The organism is Phyllobacterium sp. CCNWLW183 (assembly GCF_037203775.1).
In the GTDB taxonomy this organism is placed as follows: Bacteria; Pseudomonadota; Alphaproteobacteria; order Rhizobiales; family Rhizobiaceae; genus Phyllobacterium; species Phyllobacterium ifriqiyense.
Genome location: NZ_JBBCBN010000005.1, coordinates 318,698 through 342,539, shown reverse-complemented (window position 1 = coordinate 342,539; position 23,842 = coordinate 318,698). Strand labels below are relative to the sequence as shown.

The window sequence follows — 23,842 nt, the reverse complement described above, 5'->3', positions numbered from 1 at the left end:
TGAAAATACGGACAGCATAATTGGCGGGAGCCATCAAAAATGCTCGGATTTGGCGATCATATTTCAGAATCCATTGCACACTTCATGGGATACTTCAGCACGTCGGTTGAAGCGGTAAAAATGCGCCTCGAATATCGTGAATTCAAAGACGCGCCGGATGTTCCGCAATCGCACGGTGAAATATTGGCGATACAGACAGATCCGCAGATGCAATTGGCACCTGGTACATTTGTTCCCGATGGAAACTATCTACCGATGCCTTGGACAGCGAGCAGCAATGATGTTTTGCCTGGGGTGAATATCGAGCCGATTGATGTGCAATTATATGGGCACAATCTCTATCATACGGCGGTTCCAATACATTCTTCCGGCAATGGCAATGGTCAATCACTCGAACAAGGGCCATTCATCGGGCCAGAGGTTCCTGAAACATCAATGGTGCTTCAGCAAACCAGCCACATGGAGGACAATGACATTGTCATTACGGGCAATCACTCTCCAGCAAACTTGCACTGGGGCGACAATGCCGATTTGGCAACATTGTCGGTTAGCGCCTTGCTTGTTTCAAACGCATTCTCCCACGATTTGCCGGATACCGCGTCGGGCATGGCGCAGTTTTTCAGTGACCAGAGCGACAGCATGGATGTTGCGGAAGGGCTGCTAACCGGCATATCGGGTATTACCGTGGTCGTATCTCCAACCGCTGGAATTTACGTCAACGGGACCACGGTCTCGAAGGCCCCGGTTCTGGATGATTATAAGCCCGCGCAATTGGCTACTCCCAATACGCCAGAGTCTGCCACAGGCCATCAGGCACTGGTTATCAATGGGAAAGACATAGAGGGCACGGTTTCGCTAGAGGCGGGCTCCAACATTCTGGTCAACGAAATCGTCCTCACCAATACCGGAACATCGGGCGCTCATTTTGCCGTTGCCGGCAATTACTACAACATCAATGCCATCGTTCAAACAAATGCCTATAGTGACATAGACAGCTTCAGCGATGGATTTGTTGGCCAACAGCAGTCGTGCGGGCCATCCACCAACGCGATGAACATCGCAGATTTTATCTCTTCCACCGGGCATGTGCAGGTTCCAGCCGCAACAGGCGAGGCTCCTGTTTTTCCGCAGAACTGGCAGGTCACCGTCATGAATGGCGACCTTATGCAGATGAACTGGATATCACAATATAACTTCCTCTCAGACAATGACGCGCATGTACTCTCGTCGACAGGTTCTTACACGACGATTACGACCGGCTCCAATGGGATGCTGAACACTGCATCGTTCGCCAATCTGTGTAATTCATATGATCTGGTCATCATTGGCGGGCATCTTTACAGCGGCAATCTGATCTTTCAGACGAATGTTCTTTTTGACGATGACACAATGACAACCGGAAACGGGACCGGTGCCTATAGTGGAACATTATCAACCAGTGACAATCTTTTGTGGAACTCGGCAAGCATTCAAAGCGCAGGTACAACGAACTGGGCCACTGGACTTCCAGATCATTACAAAGAAGCGATGAGTGGTCTGGCCGACGGCAACTACAAAATGCCGGATGGGTTTCGTTCCGATGCTGCACTCCAAGGCATGGCCGGTCTCAAGATGTTGTACATCTCAGGCAATGTTTACGACCTCAACTATATCAGTCAGACCAATATTCTCGGCGATTCCGATTTTGTGGCTCGTTACGAAGACGCATTGCGCGCCACTTCCCATGATACGGTTTGGGACATAAGCACAGGCTCAAATGCATTGATCAATGTCGCGACGATTGTCGATGGCGGACATGGCAATGGAACCTCTTATGCGGGTGGTGGCGTGTACTCGGACTCGATCCTGATTCAAGCAGAGATCATTGCCCAGCAACCTGGGCATGGAAGCGGTCAAGGCCAGCCACTTGCCAACGAAATTATCGCTTTTCTGGATGACGATGCATCGCCGTCACCGGACGCCGATCATACACCAATTCATCTGCCGGATACGACTCATTCGGTGGATGTGATGCAAACAGCTCTCGCCTAAAAACAAAAAGAATGCGTGGGGGGACGCGGGATAATGAAATATGATGAACAGACTGACTTGCGGGTTATCTCGCAACAGTCACGGCAAGCGATGACTGCACGCGAGCAGGATCGAATCGAGTTTGATGCATTGCTTGCGGAAATGGAGAAGTCCATTTCACAAGTTGCTGTAGCGAGGATCTTTACTGATAGGGGGGTGCGGGAGACCCAACCGCCGGCAAGTATCGGCCTTGGCGAAAAAACGACGCCTAAACCCGATCTGGGAAAGCCAACTGAACCATCCAGCCGTAATGACACCAGCCCCAAGCCCGTCATACTCGATCCTGGCCTCGGTAAGGTCATAGAGGGGGATCGCGGCGTCCCGGCGCGGAAAGAAGTCGGCCCCGGCGGTAATGCCCCCAGCAATAATAATGCAGCTGGCAATGGCGGAACTTTTCACAAGCGCGTAGCGGCGGCGAGTTTTGCCGATAGTTTCAAGAACGGTGTAAATGCCGTTCGCCGAAACCTGATCATCGCCATGGGATTCACAGTCTTCCTGAATGTGCTTGTCCTGGCTATTCCAATCTATCTGTTCCAGATATCAGATCGGGTTCTTACCAGCCGCTCAACCGACACGCTTGTCATGCTTACGGTGGTGATCATCGGTGCCGTGCTTGTGCAGGTCGTTCTTGATGCTATCCGGCGGTTCATTCTTATGCGCACGGCGGTCGAAGTTGCCGTGCAGCTTGGAGCGCCCATCTTGAGCGCCGCCGCGCGCGCATCCCTGCATGGTAACGGCAAGGATTATCAAGTGCTTGGTGATCTCCAACAGTTGCGGTCATTTCTGACGTCTGGCACTTTGCTGTCATTCTTCGATGCGCCCATTTCCCCTATATTCCTGCTTGCTGTATTCCTGATACATCCGCATCTCGGCTATATCGTTATTGTCTCCTCCCTGCTGCTGATCGTCATTGCCTTCATCAATCAGCGCGCTACTGCAGCCTCGTTCGCTGAGGCGACAAGCTTCCAAAGCCGGGCAATGCTTCATCTCGACTCCATGTCGCGCAACTCGCAAATCATCAATGCCCTCGCAATGATCCCGGAGGCTGTGCGCATATGGGGCCGCGACATGGCAGGCTCCTTGAAATCGCAGGTTCGCGCGCAGGACAGGAACATCATTTTCGCAACGATTTCCAAATGTTCCCGATTGCTGACACAGGTCGCCATGTTGGGATGGGGAGCACATTTGGCCATTGACGGACAATTGACTGGCGGCATGGCGATTGCCGCCTCGATCATTGCCGGACGCGCTCTGGCACCCATCGAAGGAGCGATCGAAGGCTGGAACAGTTTCATCCAATTCCGCTCGGCCTTTGGCCGCATCCGAAACCTTCTCCAGAACTCGCCGCTGAATCTGGAACGTTTGCGATTGCCGGACCCGCAAGGCCGGCTTGATGTGGAGCGAATTCTCTATGTTCCGCCACCCAACAAGAAAGTCATCCTGAACGGGATTTCTTTCACATTGTTGCCCGGCGAATCCATGGCTGTCATTGGCAATTCGGGCGCTGGAAAAACAACACTCGGCAAGATGCTCGTTGGGTCGATCCTGCCGACTTCGGGGAGCGTTCGTCTGGACCTTATGGATCTGCGCAATTGGGATCAGCGTCAGTTCGGCGAGAATATCGGTTATTTGCCGCAAGATGTGCAGCTTTTCCCGGGCACCATCAAGGCAAATATCGCTCGAATGCGCGAAGATGTCAGTGACCAGGCCATTTTCGACGCGGCCGTGCTGGCGGATGTGCATGAACTCATCGCGACCTTTCCACAAGGCTATGAAACCGTTGTTGCGGCGGATGGCGCACCTCTTTCGGGAGGCCAAAAACAGCGCATTGCTCTGGCACGCGCATTCTTCGGCAATCCCAAGCTTGTGGTACTCGATGAACCAAATTCCAATTTGGATCAGCAGGGTGACGTCGCACTGACCAAGGCTTTGTTTCACGCAAAAAAACATAAAATAACCGTGGTCACCATTACGCAGCGTCCCGCGCTCTTGAGCTGTGTCGACAAGATCATGGTTCTGAATAATGGCACTGTTACAATGTTCGGCACGCGGGAAACCGTGATGGAAGCACTTTCCAAAAAGAGCAAACCCAAAGGACCTGTTCAGACAATTCAGGCCGGGGAAATAAAAGTGGGAGCAATGACATGACGACCGCCAATATTATGAACAGTCTCGAATGGTATGACGGTGTTCCGCGATCGATAAAACCATATAGCAAGTTTGGAATTGCCCTGGTTTTCGTTTGCTTTGGTGGCTTTGGAACATGGGCTGCAACAGCACCCTTGGCCGCCGCCGTCATCGCGCCCGGTAGTTTCGTTGCGACGGGAAAAAACAAGATCGTACAGCATTTGGAAGGCGGCATAATCAAGGAACTTTTGGTGCGTGAAGGAGATCACGTCCACGAAAACGATGACCTTGTCCGCCTTGACGAGACCTCTGCCAAGACCAACTCCCAGCAGCTGTTTTTACGCCAGGCGCGTCTGGAAGCTATCTTGGCGCGGCTGCATGCCGTCGTCAAAGGCGCCGAAAGGTATCAACCGCCCAAGATCATTCTGGATAATATGGGCAACCCGGAAATACGGGCCGTAAACGAAAGCCAAAGCGATAATTTCGATGCGGCCCATGCCAAATATGCCAATGAATTACAGATGATGGAGCGCAATATTTCCGCTCTTGAGTTCAGGCGTATCGGCCGGACAGCTCAAATCGAGGCGACACAGACTCAGGTAAGGCTGCTGAAAACCGAGTATGTATCAAAATACTCCCTTTTCAAGAAAGGTTTGATGGCGCGGTCCGAGGTCGGTGTGCTTGAGCGGGCTGTTGCCGATGGCGAAGGCAATATTGCTCGTCTGAACGCGGAAATCATGGAAGTGAACGCCCAGATCGAGAAATTCCAGAAAGAAATCATCCAGACCAAAGACACTGAGAAACAGGCAGCTCTGGATGAAATTCAAAGCGCGGAGGCCGAGCTTGACACAGTTCGCGAACAGACCCGCCAGGCCGAAAGCGTTCTTAACCGGACCCTGATCAAGGCGCCCGTTTCAGGAACAATTATCCGGCTATATTACCATACGGCTGGCGGCGTTATTGAAAGCGGCAAGCCCATCGTCGAAATACTGCCAACGGGTGTCCCCCTCATCATCGAGGCGCAGATACCGCGCATGCAGATCGATGAAGTGAAAGAGGGACAGGAGGCGCATATTCGCCTCAGTGGCCTCAATCAGCGCACGACACCTATTATCAATGGGCGAGTGGATTATGTATCTGCGGATTCTATGGCCGACACCACGCCCGGCCAGAAGCAGGACATCTATATAGCCCGGGTCAGCATACCTGCTGATGAATTAAAGCGTATCCATGGATTTACCCCGACGCCGGGCATGCCGGCAGATATTCTCATTCAAACTCATGAGCGCACATTCTTTGAATATCTGGCCAAGCCGGTTATCGATAGTATGTCGCGGGCTTTCAGGGAATCCTGATCAGGAGCTGGGCATCATTTGCTTGGCACGTTGCGACTCCGATCGCGTGACTTCCTTATCGACATTTGTTTGCACCCGCCGTTTTGCCACCGGAAAGACGGCAACGGCTGCCGCGCCTGAAAGCACATAAAAGAGCATTCCCAGATCATAGACGGTGCTTACCAGAAAAGCGGCGATCAAGCTTGCCCCGAGACCCGAGCGTATGGCCCGCACGACGTGGCGTTCGACGGTGCCATTGCGGAAGACCGACCGGCGAAATAACGTCGAAAGAGTGAACACTGCGAAACACAAAAACCCAGGCAAACCGACATTGGAAAGCAGTACAAACAGATAGCTGGAAGCTCGCGCTCCACCGACCCCGACGCCCAAACCATAACTGTCAATGAAGTTTGACCAGGCCACCTCATTCCAATGGCCACGCTCTCTGCCTGAAGCGCTATCCAGTTTGCCAAGAAGACTCTCATCCAGAAATGAGCCTATGGCTTCAACGAGAGTGGGGGACAATACCGCCACAAGCAGGATTACGGCGAGGGCGCTCAAACCGCCCGCGTATAATAGCAGAGGCTTGCGCATCTTCCCGCCCCATAATGTGGGGAGAACCGATTGGACCGTGAGCATGAAAAGAACAAAGATCAGTCCGACATAAGCAGTGCCCGATGTTGAAAGAGCGAGCAAAATCAGAAATGCCACGGCATATAATCCGGATGCAAGCGGCCGGACATGATCGAGATAAAGACTTGCAGATATGGCAAACAGAATGAGCGTGAAGCTAGCAAAGCTGGATGATTCCGGAAAGCTGGCCGAGATGCGCTTTAATCCACCCATCTCGACATTGGTCATCAATGAGTAATTGGCCGTATGGATGAAATTGAGGAAATCGATTGGTCCAGTGGCAAATGTGATGAGATCCGCCATGGCAAACAACACATTCAAGCCGCAGAGTATAAAGAATGCCGTGAGAAAATGCTGGTAAGCATCGCGCGTACGGAAATAGGCAAATGAGGCTGCAAAACATGCAATGCCGCCCAGCGCATAGACAGTTTGCGTGATGTGGGTACTGGAAAAGCTGAGCGGGTTGAGCGCAATCCGGCTAAGGCCAGCGGGCAATCTTTGCACCACCATCGTTTCGGTAATTCCCGCCATCAGTCTTGGAAAAAACAGCGTGGCGATAAGGCCATAGATGATCAGCAGTAGAAGCCAGAAGCCGGTGCTGGGATAAAGCAGGCTGCTGATTGCCGGATTTAACCCGGTGACGCGCGTGATCCGCAAAGCGAAGAATACCATGAAGGCATTGGCGACTAGAATGGAAGCTCCGCCTAATGCAGGCAGCGTCACGGCAGCGGCCGCACCAAACAATGTAAGAATAACCATGCCGTACAAGGCATAGCGATGGTGCATGAACTGTACCAGAACGCCAAACAGAATGACGCAAACACCGAAAAAATTGGTTGCCATGCTTATCCTTCGCCCGCCACGGTCACTGGCTCTGGGTTCCTGTTAGTCGGTCCTGCCCGATAATATCTTGAACGACTTTAAAGGCGGCTTTCGGCTCTCCGGCGCGCCAGCCATTCTTTTCGTCGCCGTCCAGACGAACAAGGCCCATATAGGCTTCAAAATCCGGCGCCCAGTATGTTTCGTCCATCAATTCATAAACATGAGCCGCTTCAATCGGGTAGAGCTTGCGGAGGCGCTGGAGCATTTCCATCATCGTCTTCAAACCAGTGGCCTGGGCAGCCTCGCTTTCAATGCTGCCTTTGGGATGATTGAACTCTGTTACCCAGATAGGCTTCCCATATTCGGCCAATGCCTTGAATGCCCATTCCGGATCTTGACCATAAAGATGCCAGACCGAGATATCCCAGTTGATTCCGCTCTGCTTCATACGTTGAAAGGCGCCGATATGGCCCCAACCGGCGGTGCCCATGGCGGTACGATATTTTCCACCAGCCTGCTTCATGCCAGCGTCAAGGCCATGCATGACGGCGGCGACTTTTTCCCAGCGTGGCCCGTAATAATCGAGCGGGTAGAGTCCTCCCGCAGGTCCCCAGTTGCAAGGATATTGCGTGCCGTCATCTCGCATTTCGCAAGGCTGGATGATTGCGAAATTTTCAAGTTCATTGCCCAGTTCCCATACTTTGATCTTTGCCCCCAGCATGGTCGCCGTTTCATAAGCAAGTGTTTTGGAGGTTGAATGGATTTCTTCGATTGTTGCAGCATTCAAATCTATCTTGGGGGTGAATACAGGAAGGATCTCCACATTGTTCGCTTCAGCGAGATCAACCAAGGCTTTCAACTTCGGGAGCTGTTCGGTGCTTTGGACATCGACGCGATAGGAGCGCGCCCCCAAGTTCACAAGTGATGCCACCTGTTCCTCCAATGTAACGCCATGATAAGACGCAAGCGGATGACCGTTCACACCCCAGATGAAGGCTTGCTCATCTGCTCTTGTGACCAATGCCGTCCAGGCAAAAAATGCCGACACAACAACCACCATTGCGAGAAAAACTTTCTGCATCATGATGGTCCTTTCCGGGCTAGCCGCCTTGGAGTTCTGCTATGGGCATCACGAGTTGCGGTCCGAGGTGCAGATAGCGTGTCGCTTTGCGTTTTGCGCGAATATCACGCCAGACGCGAAGTACTTGATCCTCGCTCAGATGGGCGGATGCGGCGATTACCGCAGCGGGCAGTGATTCATTCAAACCGTAAAGGCACTGGTCCATCTGGTGATAAGGTAATGCAAAATAGAATTCTTCCTGGGTCTGCGCTAATTGGTAGGTATCCGTCGTTGGCGGCCGCGACGTGATCTCCTCCGGAACGCCGAGATAGGCTGCCAGCTGGTAAACCTGTGACTTATAGAGATGGGCGATCGGCTTTAGATCAGCCGCACCATCACCATTTTTAACAAAGAAACCTTGATCATATTCCAACAGGTTTGGCGTGCCGATGACGGCATAGTTCATGCGATCCGCATGGTAATACTCGATCTGTTTGCGGGTCCGCTGTTTCATATTGGTTGCCGCGACAATCCCAAGATAGACGGAGCTTGGCATGCGCAGCTTTTCGGTTGTGCCGTCCGGGCGCTGCAACACAAGTGAGGAAATATTATAGCCTTCATTCGCCAATGCATTGGCAATGACGATCTTCGACGCCCATCCGGGGCCAAATTCCGGCTCGATTTGCTTGATGAAAGCGTCGCGCCGTTCGTAGCAACCCATTGCTTCAAGCGATGGGCCGATATCCTCAACGATGCTAGCCAGACCAAATGTTTCCGCCACCAATCGGCCCAGCGTCAGACTTTCAGGATCGGAGTCATTTTCAGGCATGAAAATACATAGGACATTTTGTGCGCCAACGGCTCTTGCGGCAAGCGCAGCGCATACACTGGAATCCACACCTCCTGACAGACCTAGAACAAATCCGCGGCGGCGCAACGTGTGGCGGAGCTGATCGCGCATGGTGGCAACGATCCGCTCTGTCTCAGCCGCAGGATCAATGGTCAGCGATATGGGTGAAACAGCACTGATTTCAGGGTTTATATTGTTCATGTCAGCTCTCCTGAGGCTCGGCGGCCAATCTACGGCTCACCTTGCCAGTGTCCGTTTTGGGAAGACTCGGACGAAACTCAACGGATTTCGGAACCATGAAATCTTCAAGGTTTTTTGCGCAAAAACGGATGATTTCGCGATCGGTCAGAGCCGGGTCGCTCAGGACGACGATTGCCCGTATGGCCTGTCCCAAAACAGGGTCATCCACGCCAATCACAACGGCCTCGGCAATGCCGGGGCAAGAGTGCAGCACGGCTTCGACTTCTTTGGGAGCAACTTTTTCGCCCCGCGTCTTGATGATGTCGTCCTTACGGCCGACAAAGTAGAGATAGCCGTCGCGATCCTTCGAAAAGAGATCGCCAGTATAAAGCACTTTTTCCCACGGATTGGGGCCGGGCCGCAGCATGCGGGCGGTTGCTTCCGCATTTTCCCAGTAGCCTTGCATGACGTGAGGACCGCGAATGACAAGCTCGCCCACAACGCCCGGTTCAACGATCGTGCCGCTGTCGTCGACGATAAATGCTTCAGTGTTAGGAATTGCAATACCCACGGAGCCGGGTCGTTGGTCCAGCTGTTCCGGTGGAAGATAGGTACAGCGCTTGCATTCCGTGAGGCCATACATGGAGTACAGTCGTGCGCCCGGGAAGAGTTCGCGCAAACGCGCAATATGCGCGGGCGGCAGGGCAGCGGCGGTGTTGGTGATATAGCGCAGATCCGGCAGAAATCCGGGCTCTATGTCCCGCATCTGCAGGATCAGCGCTGCCATGGTTGGCACCAATGGAAAGCCAGTTACATGTTCACGCCGCATGACATCAAAAATTGCCTGCGGAAAGCCAAAGGACGCTTCCAGCACGAGCGTGGCTCCACTGCGTATTGTCATGAACAGCTGATAAAGCCCGTAGTCGAAAGCGAGGGGCAATACATTGAGAATTATGTCATCTTCGCTGTTTTGCACATAGGTCGTGATCGAGGTGGCCGCCGCTTCGATATTGCGATGATTCATCATCACGCCCTTGGGACGTCCCGTCGATCCGGACGTATAGATCAGCATCGCCAGGTCGACATCAATGCCGCCATGAAGAATCGGATGCCGGGCCACCTGCAACATCTGCGTGAAGGAATGTGTTCCCGGTTGAGCGGCTTCTTCGCCGCGGCTGGCCACGATCAGCTCGCAGCCCGTATTTGATCCGATCGCTTCAACAGCAATGGGTGCCAGTTTTTCCTGTGCGATGACCATTCTGGCGCGGCAGTTTTCGATAATGTAAGCCAGCTTGTCCGCTTTTGTGGCGGCGTTAATCGGACTGAAAACAGCGCCAGCCTTCAGGATCGCGTAGATGGCAATCGTTGCTTCCCAGCAATTGCCCATAAATACCAGAACACGATCACCACGCATCACGCCCTGCGACCAGAGCGAAGCCGCGAGGCGATCCGACAGGTCGTCAAGCTCAGCATAACTCAGTCGCTTGTCGCCTGCGATGAGAACAGTCTTGTTGTCCAATCTTTTCGCCGTTTGACGAAGAATGTCCTCGATCCGCATGATTGGCTGCTCCTCGTTCGCTTAAGCAACCGACCGTTGAAGAATAGTCTTGCTTGCTACGTAGCTGGCTATGCTGGCGATTGAATCGAGGTTTGCCGGGACAATTTCGGAGTCATGCACACTGATCTGAAACGTGTCTTCCAGATATGTCACCAGTTCGAGGACCCCGGTTGAATCGATAATATCGGTTTCAATGAGCGATGTTCTGTCATCAAGTGGATGGCTTGTGTCGCCGAAGAGATAATTTTCGACAATGAAGGCTCTGATCTGTGTTGCGAATCCCGATGTCATTTTTCTTCCCTTTCATTCTGCGGCGACAGCGTGCCGCTGTATTTGTGTTGTGAATATCTGGTGCCATAGCTGTGTTGAAAGGATTCCAACGAAGGCCGAGTTGTCGCGATATCCCACGGGATTATCGCGCGCGCATTTCCCAACCAGTTTTTCGACAGCTACCGGGTTAAACAGGCCCGTATCGGATATGGCTGCCGCACTCATGGAATCCCGAACGTAATCCGGCATTCCACCCGCCGTAAACGAACGGCTGTCAGGTGCGCGATAGGGCTGTTTCAGTCTTGCAGTGATCGTTTGCGGCACGAGGTCGCGAACGGCTCGTTTCAGAATGTGTTTTTCAGCAAGGCCCTTTAGCTTCATCCCAACGGGGATGCGTGAGGCAAACTCGACGAGGCGATGATCCAGAAATGGGAAGCGCCCCTCAAGGCCATGCGCCATGGCCATGCGATCACTCTGACAGTTCAGGATATATCCAGGCAATAGCAGCGATGTTTCCAGATACTGCGCTTGATGCAAGGGGTGCCAGCGCGTGAAATCTTTTGGAAGCCCGGAAACGAGATCGGCGGTTGCGTCATAGCCGTTCAGCGCGGTTTGCAGGTCCTGGGAGAAAAACATCTTCGTTGCCGCAGTACCCCTAAAACGTGGGCGATGCGAATATAAGGGATCACGGATATCGTCGGCACCGGCGCCGAAAAATGCCGACAGATATTCTGGAGACTGCTGCTTCAGTCCACTGAGATAGGGGTATAGTTTTCGAAACAGTTGTGGGCGGATCCGCGACGTCGGCTGTGCGGCACAGAAGCGGCGCACTTTCGCTTCGCGAAACAGATCATATCCAGCAAAGACCTCATCAGCCCCTTCGCCGGTCAAGACGACTTTGTAGCCTTCACTGCTGGCAAGACGCGATAGAAGATAGAGTGGCGCTGGAGCTGTACGAAGAACAGGCCGCTCCGTATGCGCAATCACCGAGGGGAAGATGTTTGCGATGTCGTTTGTACTACAGGTTAATGCGGAGTGATCGGTGCCAAGTGCTTCGACCATCTGCATCTGGAATGCAGTCTCGTCATGTTCCGCAGATTCAAAACCGATTGAAAATGTTCGCAGGCGGTCCGGCACAATTTTGGCTGCAATTGCTGACACGGCGGAGGAATCCAATCCGCCTGAAAGATAGGATCCCACAGGCACATCAGCCCTTAGACGAATGCGCGTGGCGTCAGTCAGGAGATGCAGTAATTCCTCGGCAACGTGATCTTCAGACCGTGGGGAGGCCGCACTATCGCGATCGGGGTATTGCAGTTGCCAATATGGCGCTGTCTTGAATGTCTCACCCTCAAGCAGCAGGAAATGCGCCGGCTGCAATTCAAAGATGTTCCTGAAGATCGTACGAGGCGCAATGGGTGCCCACAGCGTGAATATCTGGTCCAAAGCATATATATCGACTTCAGCTTCGATACCGGGAACGGTTAAAAGTGATTTGGCTTCCGAGGCAAAGAACATAGTGCCCTTGTGCCAAGTATAGAATAATGGCCGCACACCCATGCGATCCCGCGCAAGCATCATGCGGCGGCGCCTTTGGTCCCATATCGCAAAGGCAAAATCACCATTGAGTTTCTTGACGCAATCCGGGCCCAGCTCATCGTAAAGATGCAGGATGACTTCGGTGTCGCTTGATGTCTGGAAAACATGCCCCTGCGCAATCAAATCATCGCGCAACTCAACATAATTGAACACTTCGCCATTATAGCTGATGACGACATCACCACGGGCATTCTTCATAGGCTGCTGGCCGTCTTTCAGCCCGACGATGGAGAGCCTCATGTGCCCCAAGCCAGCATTCTGATCGACGTAGATGCCGTTTTCGTCAGGTCCGCGATGTGCAATTGCACCAATCATCGAGCTCAACACAGACTGACCGTCCTGAAGTGAGCCTTTTGAGGCGAAGTAGCCTGCAATTCCACACATAGTTGCCCCCAAACCACTGCAACTGCGGAGTATATTCCCCGCTTGGATACAGCTATTGAAGCCTATAATATGGCCCTCAGGGGTCAATAAATAATTGGATTTAAAGGGCAGGGCAATACTAGTTACGTGTGTATCTAGGAGGGTATATTATGTTTTCCTGTGAGGGGAATATTGGTAATCATGTATAATTTACAGATATGCTTATCTATCCCGCAAGCATGACTTTAAATTGTGGAAAAGTACCGTGGATACACCGAATTTATTACAATAAATCCATGATTGATTAATTGCCACCTACCCGCAGCTCCACGATAATAGTGCAAAATAATAAATTGTGGGATAGCAAATGGGCGTGAAATTTCCGTGGGCAATCAAGAGGTTTGTGCGCGCATTAGCAGCAACGGCAATGGCGTTTTCATGTCTCGCTTTGCCCTTTTCCGCTTACGCCAATGGCGATTACAAGCTCGCTCCCTACACCCGGTTAAGATTGACTGTTCTTGAGTGGATTGCCTCGCGCGGAGAATATAGAGAGTGGACCGCGCTGAACGGCGAGTATGTTGTGTCAGATAGTGGAACTGTGCTTCTTCCACTTATTGGCACAATGGAGATAGCAGCCCTTGATGCCTCATCGGCGGCGACCGAAATTTCAAAGCGCATCCAGAAGGCGACGGGCTTGGTTACCATGCCGAATGTCGCCGTGCAGGTCGTGGAGTATCCTGCAATTTTCCTCGTTGGAAATGTTGAGCGGCCTGGTGAATACAGGTTCAGACCCGGCCTTACAGTCTTGCAGGCCGTTGCCTTGGCTGGCGGCAGATATCGCCCGCGAGAAGAAGCAAGGACAGTTGAACAGATTCAATATCTTGGAGAGCTGCAATCTGTCCACGGCGAAATGGTGCGGACGCTTGCTCGTGTGGCGCGCCTGAAGGCAGAGGTTGCCGGGACAACGGAGATTCAATTTCCGAGCGATCTTTCTGAGTTGGCCGACGGCACGAGCATTCAATCCATCACTGCTGAAGAGCGGGCAATCTTCGATACGCAGTCGAATGGTTTGAAGCGCCAGCTTGCAAACCTTGATGAATTGCGTGCGCTTTTCGCTTCCGAAATCGAGGTTTTGCAGGAAAAAGTAGCTGGCCAGGAAAAACAGATCAAGCTGATGGATGCGGAGCTTGAGACGGTCAAGCCGCTGGTGGAGCGCGGCATCGCCACAACATCCCGCCAATCAGATTTACAGCGGATTATCACAACCTTGCAGGCTGATCGGCTTGATCAGGTTACCGCCATCATGCGTGCCCGGCAGAATATCAGCCAGGCGAGCCGCGATGCCCAAAATTTGGTTAATCTCCGTCAAACCACCGCTACGACAGAGCTTCAAACAGCGCAGGCTGCGCTGGATCAGCTCAAGATAAGGCAGGACACAGCTGAAAGGCTGCTCGTTGCTGCGGGATCAATTTTGTCGGGCAAGGCAAAGCCCGGAGAAAAACAGGAGCCTGATCTCGTATTCACCATCACCAGGGCAACGACCGCGGAGCCAATCGAGATTGCAGCAAACGAGGATACCGTCCTGGTGCCTGGCGATGTTGTGCGGGCGGCACTCAACGTGCGGTTTTCCAAGAAGACAGCCGGTAACAACCCAGAAATACCTGCTGAACCGGGCACGCCTGCGTCGCTACCCGTTCCGCTCAACGCCGCTGCCGCGCAAGTCAAAACGACCCAATAAGAACATTGTGGATAATAAAGATGGTCAGACATAAACATCACTCGACACGGACTGATGAACTTCATGCCGATGCCCATTTGATCGGTATGGCCGATATTGTCGGTTTCTTGCGGCGCAACTGGCGCTTTGTTGGCGCTTCCATTCTTGGATCGGTACTAATTGCCGTCGCCTATCTCCTGGTAGCGGAGCCGATTTTCACGGCCACGGCCCGAATAGTCATTGATCCCGAACAGGCCAGAATTGCCTCGCAGGATGCGGTTTCGGGGACGATCGTGATCGAAACCGGTGAGGTTGAAAGCCAGGTTGAAATCATCCGCTCTGAAGCCATCGCCAAAAGCGTCATCGAGCAGCTTTCGCTCACGGAGGATCCCGAGCTTCAAGGCGGCGATAGCCTCTTGTCCAGCCTTGCTTTCTGGCGTTCGGACAAAGGCAAGGTGGCTGAACCTGAATTGATCATGCGCAAGACAGTTGCGGGCTTTCTGGAGCGATTGCGCGTCTGGCGTGTCGGGCAATCCTATGTGCTCGACGTTGCATATAATTCCACGGACCCGGCCAAGGCTGCAACAGTGGCAAATGCCACGGCGTTGGCCTACATCAAAGCGGGTCTTGATGCAAAATCATCAGCGGCAAAAAGCGGCGCCGGTTGGCTGGAAAGCAGACTTGCGGAGATTAGCGGGCAAGCGAATGCATCTGCTCGTGCCGTGGAGGATTTCCGTAACCAGAACCAGATATCGCAAGCCGGTGCAACTTCGCTGGATGAACAGCAACTCACCGAGGCGAATATCCAGCTCTCTAGAGCAAAAGCTGATACTTCGGCGGAGAAGGCAAAGCTTGCGATGATCAACAAGTTTCTCCAATCGGAGACTTATGTCGACGGATATGTTGACGAAGCACTTCGCAATCCGCAGATAACAGCGCTTCGTGAACGGCTGAATACGGCTTCCACCCAGCTTGATGAGTTGAAGGGGCGCTATGGCGAAAATGGAGCGGCGGTGCAAGCTGCCCAGCAGGAGATCGCACGCCTGAAGGGTGAAGTACGCCAGGAAATCGTTCGTATCGGGCAGGTTTATAAATCGAATGTCGAAGCGGCCGAGCGTCGCGAGCAATATGTCAATGACCAGCTGCAAGCGACGATTCAATCCGGTCTCAGCAAGGGCATGGCCCGCGTTCAGCTGGGCGAGCTTGAAAGCCGCGCAAATACCTATCGGCAAATGTATCAAAGTTTGATGCAGCAATTAATCAGTGCCTTGCAGCAGGAATCTTTCCCTGTAGGAGATTCCCGTCTGGTCTCCGCTGCTGCGATCCCGCTCGGCAAGACCTGGCCCAAGGGGTCGCTGGTACTCGCGCTTGCGAGCGTGCTTGGCGGACTGGCGGGGCTTGCCTATTCTGCCGTTCGAGAGGTTAGTGATCGTCGCATCAAAACAGAGAGCCGTTTGCGACGCGAACTTGGGTTGAACAGCCTTGGCACATTGCCATTTGTTTCGGCCAGAGCGATTTCAAAGGGCAATCCGCAAGAGCAGTATCAATTGCTGAATTTCGTACTGGATCATCCCAATCACCTCTTTTCAGACGCTGTTCGCAATACCAAGGCCTCGCTGGATCTGATAATGCGTCGGCAAGGTGCAAAAGTCGTGGGTATTACATCGGCGCTGCCGGGCGAGGGCAAGACAACAGTCGCCAGCAATTTGGCACAGCTTTATGCAGCGACGGGTTCAAGAACGATGCTGATCGATACCTGTGCCGCCAACCCGACGCTTACCCGGCTGTTCACGACAATGACCAAGCCCCATCAGGCTATCTCAACCGATGTTGTAGAAAACCACAGGAAAATTGAAGCAACCGAGGGCTCAAGCCGCCGCGACGCACGAACTATTCGGAAGGTCGATGAAATTCGGGCGGAGGAACCCTATGCTTCCGTATCCGTAATAACGCCGCCAGCTCTCATGAGCGTAGACGAGATAACCCATAGTTCGAGCCAGGCATATCGCTATCTCAATCTTCAGGCTCTGGAGAGCCACCTCGACAGATTGCGCGATCAGCACGATATCATCATCCTCGATCTGCCGGATTTGACGACAAGTGCAGATGCTCGAATAGTCAGTGTGATTGTCGACTGCGTTATTCTCACCGTAGGTGACCGGCAGAATGTAACACTCGATGTCCTTGGCGCGGCGATTGCAAATTGCAGTGGCATCAACTCGGATGCGGTGGGCGTTGTTTTCAATACACCTCTACATCCCCGCACAGCCGCGCCGCTCGCTTTCCCGCCATCAAGCCTTCGGGCAGAAAGTTACAGCCGCTCACTTCAAAGGCGTTTCTCCAAATTTGCAGGTTCATTGGCAAGTTTCCGGTGGAGCAGGTTATGACGCGCGAACCAAAACAACGGCTCAAGATTGCAGTCGGCATACCGTCAACCGGCAGACCGAAAATACTGGCCGCCACGGTTCCCTTGATTGAACAGCAGAACCGGCTGCCCGATCAGATTGTTATCTGCACACTCAAGCCAAGCGATACTCCGGAAAATCTGGAGGCAGGGATGAGCGTTCCGCTGCTATCGCTGCAATCGACTTCCGGGCTGGCCAAGCAACGCAACGATATCATTCGAGCATTGCCGGATTTCGATATATTATTGTTTCTCGACGACGATTTTCTGATGGCTCCGAACTATATAGCCGAGGTCGAAAAGCTGTTCCTGGAACATGATGATATCGTCATATCAACGGGTAACGTTCTTGTAGATGGCATAGGAACAGCCGGAATACAGGTGAAAGAAGGTGCAAGTCTGTTGCAGGCCCTTCTGGATGATCCGTCTTCGCGCCCCGACCTGTTGAAGGATGTCTATAACGGGTATGGCTGCAATATGACTTTGCGACTTGACGTGATGAGACGCAACGATATCTGGTTTGATGAAAACCTTCCACTTTACTGTTGGCTTGAGGATGTTGATCTGAGCCGGTCGCTTGCCAAACATGGCCGTATCGTCAAATCAAACAAGCAGCGCGGTATTCATCTTGGCGTGAAGAGTGGTCGGACCTCCGGGATAAAGCTCGGCTATTCCCAGATTGCCAATCCATATTATCTGGCCAGGAAAGGCACCATGGCTTTCTCCAAGGCTATCGCCATGGCATCCAAGAATTTGATTGCCAATATTTTTGGAAGCATTTCGCCGGAGGCGTGGATAGACCGGAAAGGACGATTAAAGGGAAATGGATTGGCTCTCTTCGATCTTCTCCGCGGAAGGATTTCGCCGTCGGGCGTATTGGATGTTGAAAAGGCTGATTGATTACCCGGCGTCGCATCATGCCCTTGCCTGGGTGCTATTGCTATTAATCATGGTGATGACAGTGGGGCCGATTACATTGCGTCCTGCAACCTGGATCGGGCCAAATGTCGAGCGATTTTCGGCATTTCTGCTGCTTGGCATCACATTCAGCCTGACCTATCCGAAACGGCTGATTTTTGTGGCGATTATTATAATAGTGTCATGCGGACTCTTTGAATATGCGCAGCATTTCATGCAGAACAGACATGCGGATATTGCGAATTTTTTGGTAAAAATTGCGGGCGCCGCAATGGGTATGGCTGGCGTAAAACTGCTTCGTTAAAGTCAGTGTCTACCGGATTGAAACATGGGCCCGCCGCGCCATGCGGGATAGCCATAGCCATTGATGAGCACCAGATCGATGTCGGAAGCGCGCATGGCTATGCCTTCATTCATCAGCTTGTCACCCTCGGCAACAAGCCCGGCAATGATGTTCGTCATGATTTCATCCTGCCCGAACGAGCGACGGGTAATTCCCTTTTCATCCGAGATGGTTGCGATCAGGTCTGCAACGGCAGGGTCCACCGATTTTTTGCCGCCATCATACGCATAGTAGCCTTTGCCCGCCTTTTGGCCGAAGCGCCCTGCTTCACACAAACGATCAGCAATGGTGACATACCGTGCTGCAGGGTCGCGCTTGCCCGCATCACGCTTGCGGCGAGCCCAGGAAATGTCCAGCCCAGCCAGATCGGTTACAGCATAGGGGCCCATGGGAAAACCATATGCCTCGACGGCCGCATCAATTTCATGGGGCAATGCGCCATCTTCAAGCATGATGTCGCATTGATGCCGATAGGCCGTAAACAAACGATTGCCGATAAATCCTTCACAGACGCCGCTGACAATACCAAGCTTGCCCAGACGCTTTGTGACGGCCAATCCCGCAGCCAGAACATCTGGCGCGATGTCTTTTGTTCGTACGACCTCAACAAGCCGCATGATGTTCGCTGGTGAGAAGAAATGCAGCCCAATGAAACGGCTGGGGTTCATGATCACAGAAGCAATGGCATCCGGATTCAGATAGCTCGTATTGGTTGCCAGAATGGCATCTGCCCGCACAATGGAAGAGAGCGATGCAAAGAGTTCCTGTTTCACATCCAGATCATCAAAGACTGCTTCAAGAACAAGATCGCATTGGGAAAAAGCAGCGCGATCAATATGAAAGCCAATACGGTAAAGCCGTTGTTCCTTGAGAGCAATATCAATCCGACCGGACTTCACCATGCGATCGTAAATGGCTTCGATCCGCTTGCGGCCCAAATCCATAGACGGCTCATCACGTTCTACGATTGTGATATCATACCCAGCATCAGCAAAGGCGACGGCGATGCCAGCGCCCATGAGTCCGGCACCGGCAGTGCCTACATTCTGTACAAAGCGAGGACTTATTCCCTCAAGATCAGCGACTTTAGCCGCGAGACGTTCTGCAGCAAAAACATAACGAAGCGCAATTGCCTGTTCGGAATTGACCAGTTCGAGGAACTTTCCCCGCTCACGTTTCAAGCCTTGCTCGATTGGCAAACTGGCCGCAGAAAATGCGCTCCGCGCAGCTGCGCCCGGCGATATTTGCCCGCGTGCCTTGCCTTCTATCGCGGTGATCTGCACGTCTACTGCCAGTCCATCGAATTCTCGCACAGGTAATGTCCCGGTTCGACGCGGCTCACGACCAGCAAGTATTTGTGCAAATGCAATTGCATCCTGGATCAGATCATTATCGGAGATGCGGTCAATCATTCCAAGATCAAGGGCCTGCGCTGCTGAAACCCGCTTACCGCTTGCAACCATATCGATTGCCTCTGGCATGCCAATCAACCGGGGTAGCCTCTGCGTTCCACCGGCGCCCGGGATAATTCCGAGCTTTACTTCCGGCAAACCAAGTTGGGTCTGTAGAGCCGCAATACGGCCGTGCGCTGCAAGCGCGATCTCCAAACCACCGCCCAAGACTGTTCCATGGAGCGCGGCAATAACAGGCTTTGCGGAATCTTCTATCAACTGCACCAGATCATTGAGGAAGGGCGCGCGCGGAGGCGTGCCGAACTCTTTCACGTCTGCACCCGCAACAAAGGTTTTGCCTTTGCATGCTATAATGATGGCTTGGATCGCCACATCCGCATTTGCTTCGGCCAGAGCAATAGCCAAACCCTCACGCACCGCATGGGACGTTGCATTCACCGGCGGATTATCGATCCAGATCAGACCGATATTGTCTTGGCGATTCCAGCTGACAGCCATGTTCAGTCCGGCACAACAGCGGTTGCCTGAATTTCGACAAGCGCTTCATCTTCGATCAGGCCCGACACTTGAACGACCGCCATTGCCGGGAAGTGCCGGCCCATGGTGGCTTTGTAGGCCGCGCCGATTTCCTTCAATGCTGCCGAATATTGCTTCCGGTCCAAAACATACCAGGTCATGGTGGTGACATGCTCGGGGCCAGCGCCGCCCTCACGCAATATGGCGAGGATATTCTCGAGAGTCTGCCGCACCTGACCTGGCAGGTCCTTTGCTTCAAATTTACATTGAGCGTTCCAGCCGATCTGTCCGCCGACAAAGACTGTTCGCCCGCGTGCTTCCATTCCATTGGAGTAGCCGATTGGTCGCGCCCAACCCTCTGGCTGCAAAACACGATTTGGGGTGCTCACGCTGATCTGTTCAACAGTTTTGGTCATGCTGCTTCCGGTCAATTGGAGAATGCCGCAATGCCGGTAATGGCGCGGCCAAGAATAAGGGCGTGGATATCATGCGTGCCTTCATAGGTATTGACGACCTCAAGATTGACGAGGTGGCGCGCTACCGGGAACTCATCGGAAATGCCATTGCCTCCCAGCATGTCGCGGGCATTGCGGGCAATTTCCAAGGCCTTCCCGCAGGAATTGCGTTTCAGGATTGATGTAAGCTCAACAGGGGGCGAGCCCTCATCCTTCATGCGACCAAGACGCAGGCATCCTTGCAATCCAAGCGCAATTTCAGTTGCCATATCAGCGAGTTTCTTTTGGATCAGCTGATTTGCTGCGAGTGGGCGACCAAACTGTTTGCGGTCAATTACGTAACTGCGCGCAGTCTCGTAGCAGGACTCCGCAGCACCCAGCGCACCCCATGCAATTCCAAACCGCGCTGAGTTCAGGCAGGTGAACGGTCCTTTAAGTCCTGTCACATGCGGGAGCATGTTTTCCTCCGGCACAAACACATCGTCCATCACGATCTGGCCGGTGATGGAAGCACGTAGGCCAACCTTGCCGTGAATGGCAGGCGCGGAAAGTCCTTTCCAACCCTTTTCAAGAATGAAGCCGCGGATCAGCCCGTCTTCCGTTTTGGCCCAGACGACAAACACGTCGGCAATCGGTGAGTTGGAAATCCAGGTTTTGGAACCATTCACCAGATAGCCGCCATCCACCTTGCGGGCACGACTTGCCATGGAGCCGGGATCAGAACCGTGGTCCGGTTCTGTTAGTCCGAAGCAGCCGATTTTTGTGCCTGCAATCAGGCCCGGAAGATATTTCTGCTTCTGATCCTCGCTGCCGAAAGTATGAATCGGAACGATGACCAGTGAAGATTGCACGCTCATCATGGAGCGATAGCCGCTATCGATCCGCTCAATTTCCCGTGCGATCAAGCCATAGGAAACATAGTTTAGCCCCGCCCCGCCATACTCCTCCGGCACCGTCGGTCCAAGGAGTCCAAGTGCGCCCATTTCAGCGAATATGGATGGATCAGTCTTTTCATGGCGGAAGGCTTCCTGCACGCGGGGCAGCAATTTGTCTTCACCGTAGGCACGTGCGGTATCACGCACCATCCGCTCTTCCTCGCTCAATTGTGCGTCGAGATTAAACGGGTCCTGCCAGTCGTAATATGTTTTTGATCCATGCATGGGAATTATCCTGCCTTTTTGCCAGCGCTCTTCATCAGCTCGCGGCCGATGATGAGTTTTTGAACTTCGGTTGCGCCCTCATAGATACGTAGGGCACGAATCTCGCGGTAAAGACGCTCGGTAATTTCGCCAACCCTTACCCCGCGCCCGCCAAAGAGTTGCAGCGCCTGATCGATGACCCATTGGGCATTTTCAGTGGCCGTCAGCTTTGCCATTGCGGCTTCGCTTGTTGTTGGGAGTTTCTGCATGTCCCGCCGCCATGCGGTACGGAATGTCAGCAGCGCGGCAGCGTCGATCGCCGTTGCCATTTCACCCAGTGTGCTTTGTGCTGTAGGCAGATCAGACAGGGTTGCACCAAACATCTTGCGGCTTCTGGCATGTGCTACGGCCTCATCAAGTGCCCGCCGGGCAAAGCCTATGGCGGCGGCAGCCACAGATGGGCGGAAAATATCAAGTGTTCGCATTGCGATCTTGAAGCCTTCGCCTGCCATTCCTAAAAGCTGGGAAGCCGGTATGCGGCAATTGTCGAAGCGAATGCGGGCCAGCGGATGGGGTGCAATGGTTTCAATGCGTTCGACAATGGAAAAACCGGGGGTATCAGCATAGACAATAAAGGCCGAAATACCGCGTGTCCCCGGCGCTTCACCGGTACGGGCAAAGACCGTATAGACATCGGCTATCCCGCCATTGGAAATCCAGATTTTTTCGCCATCCAGAATGAAATCTTCGCCATCGCGGCGGGCGGAACAACTGAGCGCTGCAACATCTGAACCGGCATCCGGCTCTGATAATGCAAAGGCGGATATCAACTCGCCTCGCGCAATTTTCGGTAGAATCTGCTGCTTCAGCTCCTGAGAACCGGCAAGGCTTATCGCGCCAGTGCCAAGCCCTTGCATGGCAAAGGCGAAATCCGCTAGGCCATCCGTATAGGCCAATGTTTCCCTGATGACGCAAAGCGAGCGACTATCGATCTCTTGCGAAACGCCGCCAAAATCCTTTGGCACGCAATGGCGCAATATTCCGGCTGCGCCTAGCTGGGCGACCAGTTTTTTGCATGCGGAGTCGGCATCTGCATGATCGATTTCGCCCAACCCGCCGCCGGAGATGAAGCTATCGAGTTCGCTTGCCAGTATGCGTGCATCCTCGCCGAAAAACGGCCATTGCAAATGTTCGCGGGTCAGCATTCCTGCGGGTTTGGCAACCATCCGCTAGTTCCCTTCGAACTGAGGTTTGGTCTTGGCCGCAAAGGCTTCGAAAGCCCGGCGGAAATCACCGGTTGCCATGCAAATGGCTTGGGCTTGCGCCTCCGATTCAATGAGCTGATCAATGCCCATTGCCCATTCCTGATCCAGCATTTTTTTGGTCATGGCATGGGCAAACCAGGGTCCATCCGCAACTGTGCGGGCAAAGCGCTGCGCTTCACCAAGCAAGTTGGGCCGCTCATGCAGGGCATTATAAAAACCCCAGCCATGGCCTTCATTTGCCGTCATCGCACGGCCTGTAAAGAGCAGTTCGCTGGCTCGGCCCTGTCCAATAATGCGCGGAAGAATGCCGCAAGCCCCCATATCGGCACCAGCAAGTCCAACACGGGTAAACAGGAAAGCGGTTCGCGTTTCAGGCGTGGCAATCCGGAAGTCAGCAGCCATGGCGAGAATGGCTCCCGCTCCAGCGCAAATTCCATCCACCGCAGCGATGATTGGCTGCGGACAGGCCCTGATCTGCCGCACCAGATCCCCTGTCATGCGTGTAAAATCCAGAAGGTCTGGCATTGCCATGCGCGTCAGCGGCTCGATAATATCGAAGACATCGCCGCCGGAAGAAAAGTTATTGTCTGCCCCGGTTAGCACCACCGCGCGCACATCGCTTGCGCGGGCAAGGGAGCGGAACAGCTCGGTCAATTCCTCGTAGCTTTCAAAGGTGAGAGGATTTTTCTTTTCCGGGCGATTGAGCGTAATCGTGGCAACGCGGCCGTCATCATCCGTCTCAAACAGAAAATGCTTGGCCTTGTGATCCTTGAAGGGACGCTTTTTATCCTGCATTGGATTGCTCAT

Annotated in this window: 18 protein-coding genes; 7 read left to right on the top strand and 11 right to left on the bottom strand. The window is 53.2% G+C overall.

The features are described from left to right. The first annotated feature begins 39 nt into the window (after positions 1–39). From V9K95_RS14015 to V9K95_RS14005, 3 genes are read left to right on the top strand one after another with little or no spacing between them, the layout of a single operon-like run. On the top strand, positions 40–2,031 hold the full coding sequence (locus V9K95_RS14015) for a hypothetical protein (protein ID WP_336442134.1): 1,992 nt from the start codon (positions 40–42) through the stop codon (positions 2,029–2,031). 33 nt (positions 2,032–2,064) lie between these two features. Further along, positions 2,065–4,218: a type I secretion system permease/ATPase gene (locus V9K95_RS14010; protein WP_336442135.1), complete on the top strand. Its 2,154-nt coding sequence runs from the start codon at positions 2,065–2,067 to the stop codon at positions 4,216–4,218. Then, a complete protein-coding gene (locus V9K95_RS14005; RefSeq protein WP_336442136.1) occupies positions 4,215–5,552 on the top strand; it encodes an HlyD family type I secretion periplasmic adaptor subunit in 1,338 nt (445 codons plus the stop codon). Before V9K95_RS14010 ends, V9K95_RS14005 begins: the two co-directional genes overlap by 4 nt. Here V9K95_RS14005 and V9K95_RS14000 read toward each other — a convergent pair whose 3' ends face one another. Genes V9K95_RS14000 through asnB form a run of 6 tightly spaced genes read right to left on the bottom strand, consistent with a single transcriptional unit; the run spans position 5,553 to position 12,887 of the window. Beyond that, complete coding sequence (locus V9K95_RS14000; RefSeq protein ID WP_336442138.1) at positions 5,553–7,007, bottom strand: hypothetical protein; 1,455 nt, start codon at positions 7,005–7,007, stop codon at positions 5,553–5,555. It abuts the gene before it with no gap. 22 nt (positions 7,008–7,029) lie between these two features. Then, the gene (locus V9K95_RS13995; protein ID WP_336442139.1) at positions 7,030–8,070 is read right to left on the bottom strand and encodes a glycosyl hydrolase; all 1,041 of its coding nucleotides are present in this window, start codon (positions 8,068–8,070) and stop codon (positions 7,030–7,032) included. A gap of 16 nt (positions 8,071–8,086) precedes the next feature. After that, positions 8,087–9,097, bottom strand: a complete 1,011-nt coding sequence (nadE, locus tag V9K95_RS13990; RefSeq protein WP_336442140.1) for an NAD(+) synthase — start codon at positions 9,095–9,097, stop codon at positions 8,087–8,089. A 1-nt stretch (position 9,098) separates the two neighbouring features. Then, on the bottom strand, positions 9,099–10,634 hold the full coding sequence (locus V9K95_RS13985; protein ID WP_336442141.1) for a class I adenylate-forming enzyme family protein: 1,536 nt from the start codon (positions 10,632–10,634) through the stop codon (positions 9,099–9,101). A 21-nt stretch (positions 10,635–10,655) separates the two neighbouring features. Then, positions 10,656–10,925 (bottom strand): acyl carrier protein, encoded by a 270-nt coding sequence (locus tag V9K95_RS13980; RefSeq protein ID WP_115053352.1) that lies wholly within the window; start codon positions 10,923–10,925, stop codon positions 10,656–10,658. A gap of 12 nt (positions 10,926–10,937) precedes the next feature. Continuing rightward, a complete protein-coding gene (gene asnB / locus V9K95_RS13975; protein ID WP_336442142.1) occupies positions 10,938–12,887 on the bottom strand; it encodes an asparagine synthase (glutamine-hydrolyzing) in 1,950 nt (649 codons plus the stop codon). A gap of 346 nt (positions 12,888–13,233) precedes the next feature. Here asnB and V9K95_RS13970 point away from each other — a divergent pair, with 346 nt between their 5' ends. Genes V9K95_RS13970 through V9K95_RS13955 form a run of 4 tightly spaced genes read left to right on the top strand, consistent with a single transcriptional unit; the run spans position 13,234 to position 18,209 of the window. Then, a complete protein-coding gene (locus tag V9K95_RS13970) occupies positions 13,234–14,604 on the top strand; it encodes a polysaccharide biosynthesis/export family protein (protein WP_336442143.1) in 1,371 nt (456 codons plus the stop codon). 20 nt (positions 14,605–14,624) lie between these two features. Then, complete coding sequence (locus V9K95_RS13965; protein ID WP_336442144.1) at positions 14,625–16,970, top strand: GumC family protein; 2,346 nt, start codon at positions 14,625–14,627, stop codon at positions 16,968–16,970. Further along, a complete protein-coding gene (locus V9K95_RS13960) occupies positions 16,967–17,887 on the top strand; it encodes a glycosyltransferase family 2 protein (protein ID WP_336442145.1) in 921 nt (306 codons plus the stop codon). The genes V9K95_RS13965 and V9K95_RS13960 overlap by 4 nt, the downstream gene beginning before the upstream one ends. After that, positions 17,868–18,209, top strand: coding sequence for a VanZ family protein (locus V9K95_RS13955; RefSeq protein ID WP_162802520.1), 342 nt, complete (start codon positions 17,868–17,870; stop codon positions 18,207–18,209). The genes V9K95_RS13960 and V9K95_RS13955 overlap by 20 nt, the downstream gene beginning before the upstream one ends. A gap of 2 nt (positions 18,210–18,211) precedes the next feature. Here V9K95_RS13955 and V9K95_RS13950 read toward each other — a convergent pair whose 3' ends face one another. Genes V9K95_RS13950 through V9K95_RS13930 form a run of 5 tightly spaced genes read right to left on the bottom strand, consistent with a single transcriptional unit; the run spans position 18,212 to position 23,842 of the window. Continuing rightward, positions 18,212–20,158, bottom strand: coding sequence for a 3-hydroxyacyl-CoA dehydrogenase NAD-binding domain-containing protein (locus V9K95_RS13950; RefSeq protein WP_336442146.1), 1,947 nt, complete (start codon positions 20,156–20,158; stop codon positions 18,212–18,214). Positions 20,159–20,160: 2 nt separating this feature from the next. Next, positions 20,161–20,592 (bottom strand): RidA family protein, encoded by a 432-nt coding sequence (locus tag V9K95_RS13945; protein ID WP_115053359.1) that lies wholly within the window; start codon positions 20,590–20,592, stop codon positions 20,161–20,163. 11 nt (positions 20,593–20,603) lie between these two features. Continuing rightward, positions 20,604–21,791, bottom strand: a complete 1,188-nt coding sequence (locus tag V9K95_RS13940) for an acyl-CoA dehydrogenase (RefSeq protein WP_336442147.1) — start codon at positions 21,789–21,791, stop codon at positions 20,604–20,606. A gap of 5 nt (positions 21,792–21,796) precedes the next feature. Further along, a complete protein-coding gene (locus tag V9K95_RS13935) occupies positions 21,797–22,996 on the bottom strand; it encodes an acyl-CoA dehydrogenase family protein (RefSeq protein WP_336442148.1) in 1,200 nt (399 codons plus the stop codon). 3 nt (positions 22,997–22,999) lie between these two features. Next, positions 23,000–23,842, bottom strand: coding sequence for an enoyl-CoA hydratase family protein (locus tag V9K95_RS13930; RefSeq protein WP_336442149.1), 843 nt, complete (start codon positions 23,840–23,842; stop codon positions 23,000–23,002).

Excerpts from the sequence above, each read along its gene's own strand:
- V9K95_RS13965 (WP_336442144.1), top strand. The coding sequence starts at position 14,625 with ATGGTCAGACATAAACATCACTCGACACGGACTGATGAACTTCATGCC.
- V9K95_RS14000 (WP_336442138.1), bottom strand. The coding sequence starts at position 7,007 with ATGGCAACCAATTTTTTCGGTGTTTGCGTCATTCTGTTTGGCGTTCTG.
- V9K95_RS13935 (WP_336442148.1), bottom strand. The coding sequence starts at position 22,996 with ATGGTTGCCAAACCCGCAGGAATGCTGACCCGCGAACATTTGCAATGG.
- nadE (WP_336442140.1), bottom strand. The coding sequence starts at position 9,097 with ATGAACAATATAAACCCTGAAATCAGTGCTGTTTCACCCATATCGCTG.
- V9K95_RS13930 (WP_336442149.1), bottom strand. The coding sequence starts at position 23,842 with ATGAGCAATCCAATGCAGGATAAAAAGCGTCCCTTCAAGGATCACAAG.
- V9K95_RS14010 (WP_336442135.1), top strand. The coding sequence starts at position 2,065 with ATGAAATATGATGAACAGACTGACTTGCGGGTTATCTCGCAACAGTCA.
- V9K95_RS13950 (WP_336442146.1), bottom strand. The coding sequence starts at position 20,158 with ATGGCTGTCAGCTGGAATCGCCAAGACAATATCGGTCTGATCTGGATC.
- V9K95_RS14005 (WP_336442136.1), top strand. The coding sequence starts at position 4,215 with ATGACGACCGCCAATATTATGAACAGTCTCGAATGGTATGACGGTGTT.
- V9K95_RS13945 (WP_115053359.1), bottom strand. The coding sequence starts at position 20,592 with ATGACCAAAACTGTTGAACAGATCAGCGTGAGCACCCCAAATCGTGTT.
- V9K95_RS13985 (WP_336442141.1), bottom strand. The coding sequence starts at position 10,634 with ATGCGGATCGAGGACATTCTTCGTCAAACGGCGAAAAGATTGGACAAC.
- V9K95_RS13980 (WP_115053352.1), bottom strand. The coding sequence starts at position 10,925 with ATGACATCGGGATTCGCAACACAGATCAGAGCCTTCATTGTCGAAAAT.
- V9K95_RS13970 (WP_336442143.1), top strand. The coding sequence starts at position 13,234 with ATGGGCGTGAAATTTCCGTGGGCAATCAAGAGGTTTGTGCGCGCATTA.
- asnB (WP_336442142.1), bottom strand. The coding sequence starts at position 12,887 with ATGTGTGGAATTGCAGGCTACTTCGCCTCAAAAGGCTCACTTCAGGAC.
- V9K95_RS13995 (WP_336442139.1), bottom strand. The coding sequence starts at position 8,070 with ATGATGCAGAAAGTTTTTCTCGCAATGGTGGTTGTTGTGTCGGCATTT.
- V9K95_RS13960 (WP_336442145.1), top strand. The coding sequence starts at position 16,967 with ATGACGCGCGAACCAAAACAACGGCTCAAGATTGCAGTCGGCATACCG.
- V9K95_RS13955 (WP_162802520.1), top strand. The coding sequence starts at position 17,868 with ATGTTGAAAAGGCTGATTGATTACCCGGCGTCGCATCATGCCCTTGCC.
- V9K95_RS13940 (WP_336442147.1), bottom strand. The coding sequence starts at position 21,791 with ATGCATGGATCAAAAACATATTACGACTGGCAGGACCCGTTTAATCTC.
- V9K95_RS14015 (WP_336442134.1), top strand. The coding sequence starts at position 40 with ATGCTCGGATTTGGCGATCATATTTCAGAATCCATTGCACACTTCATG.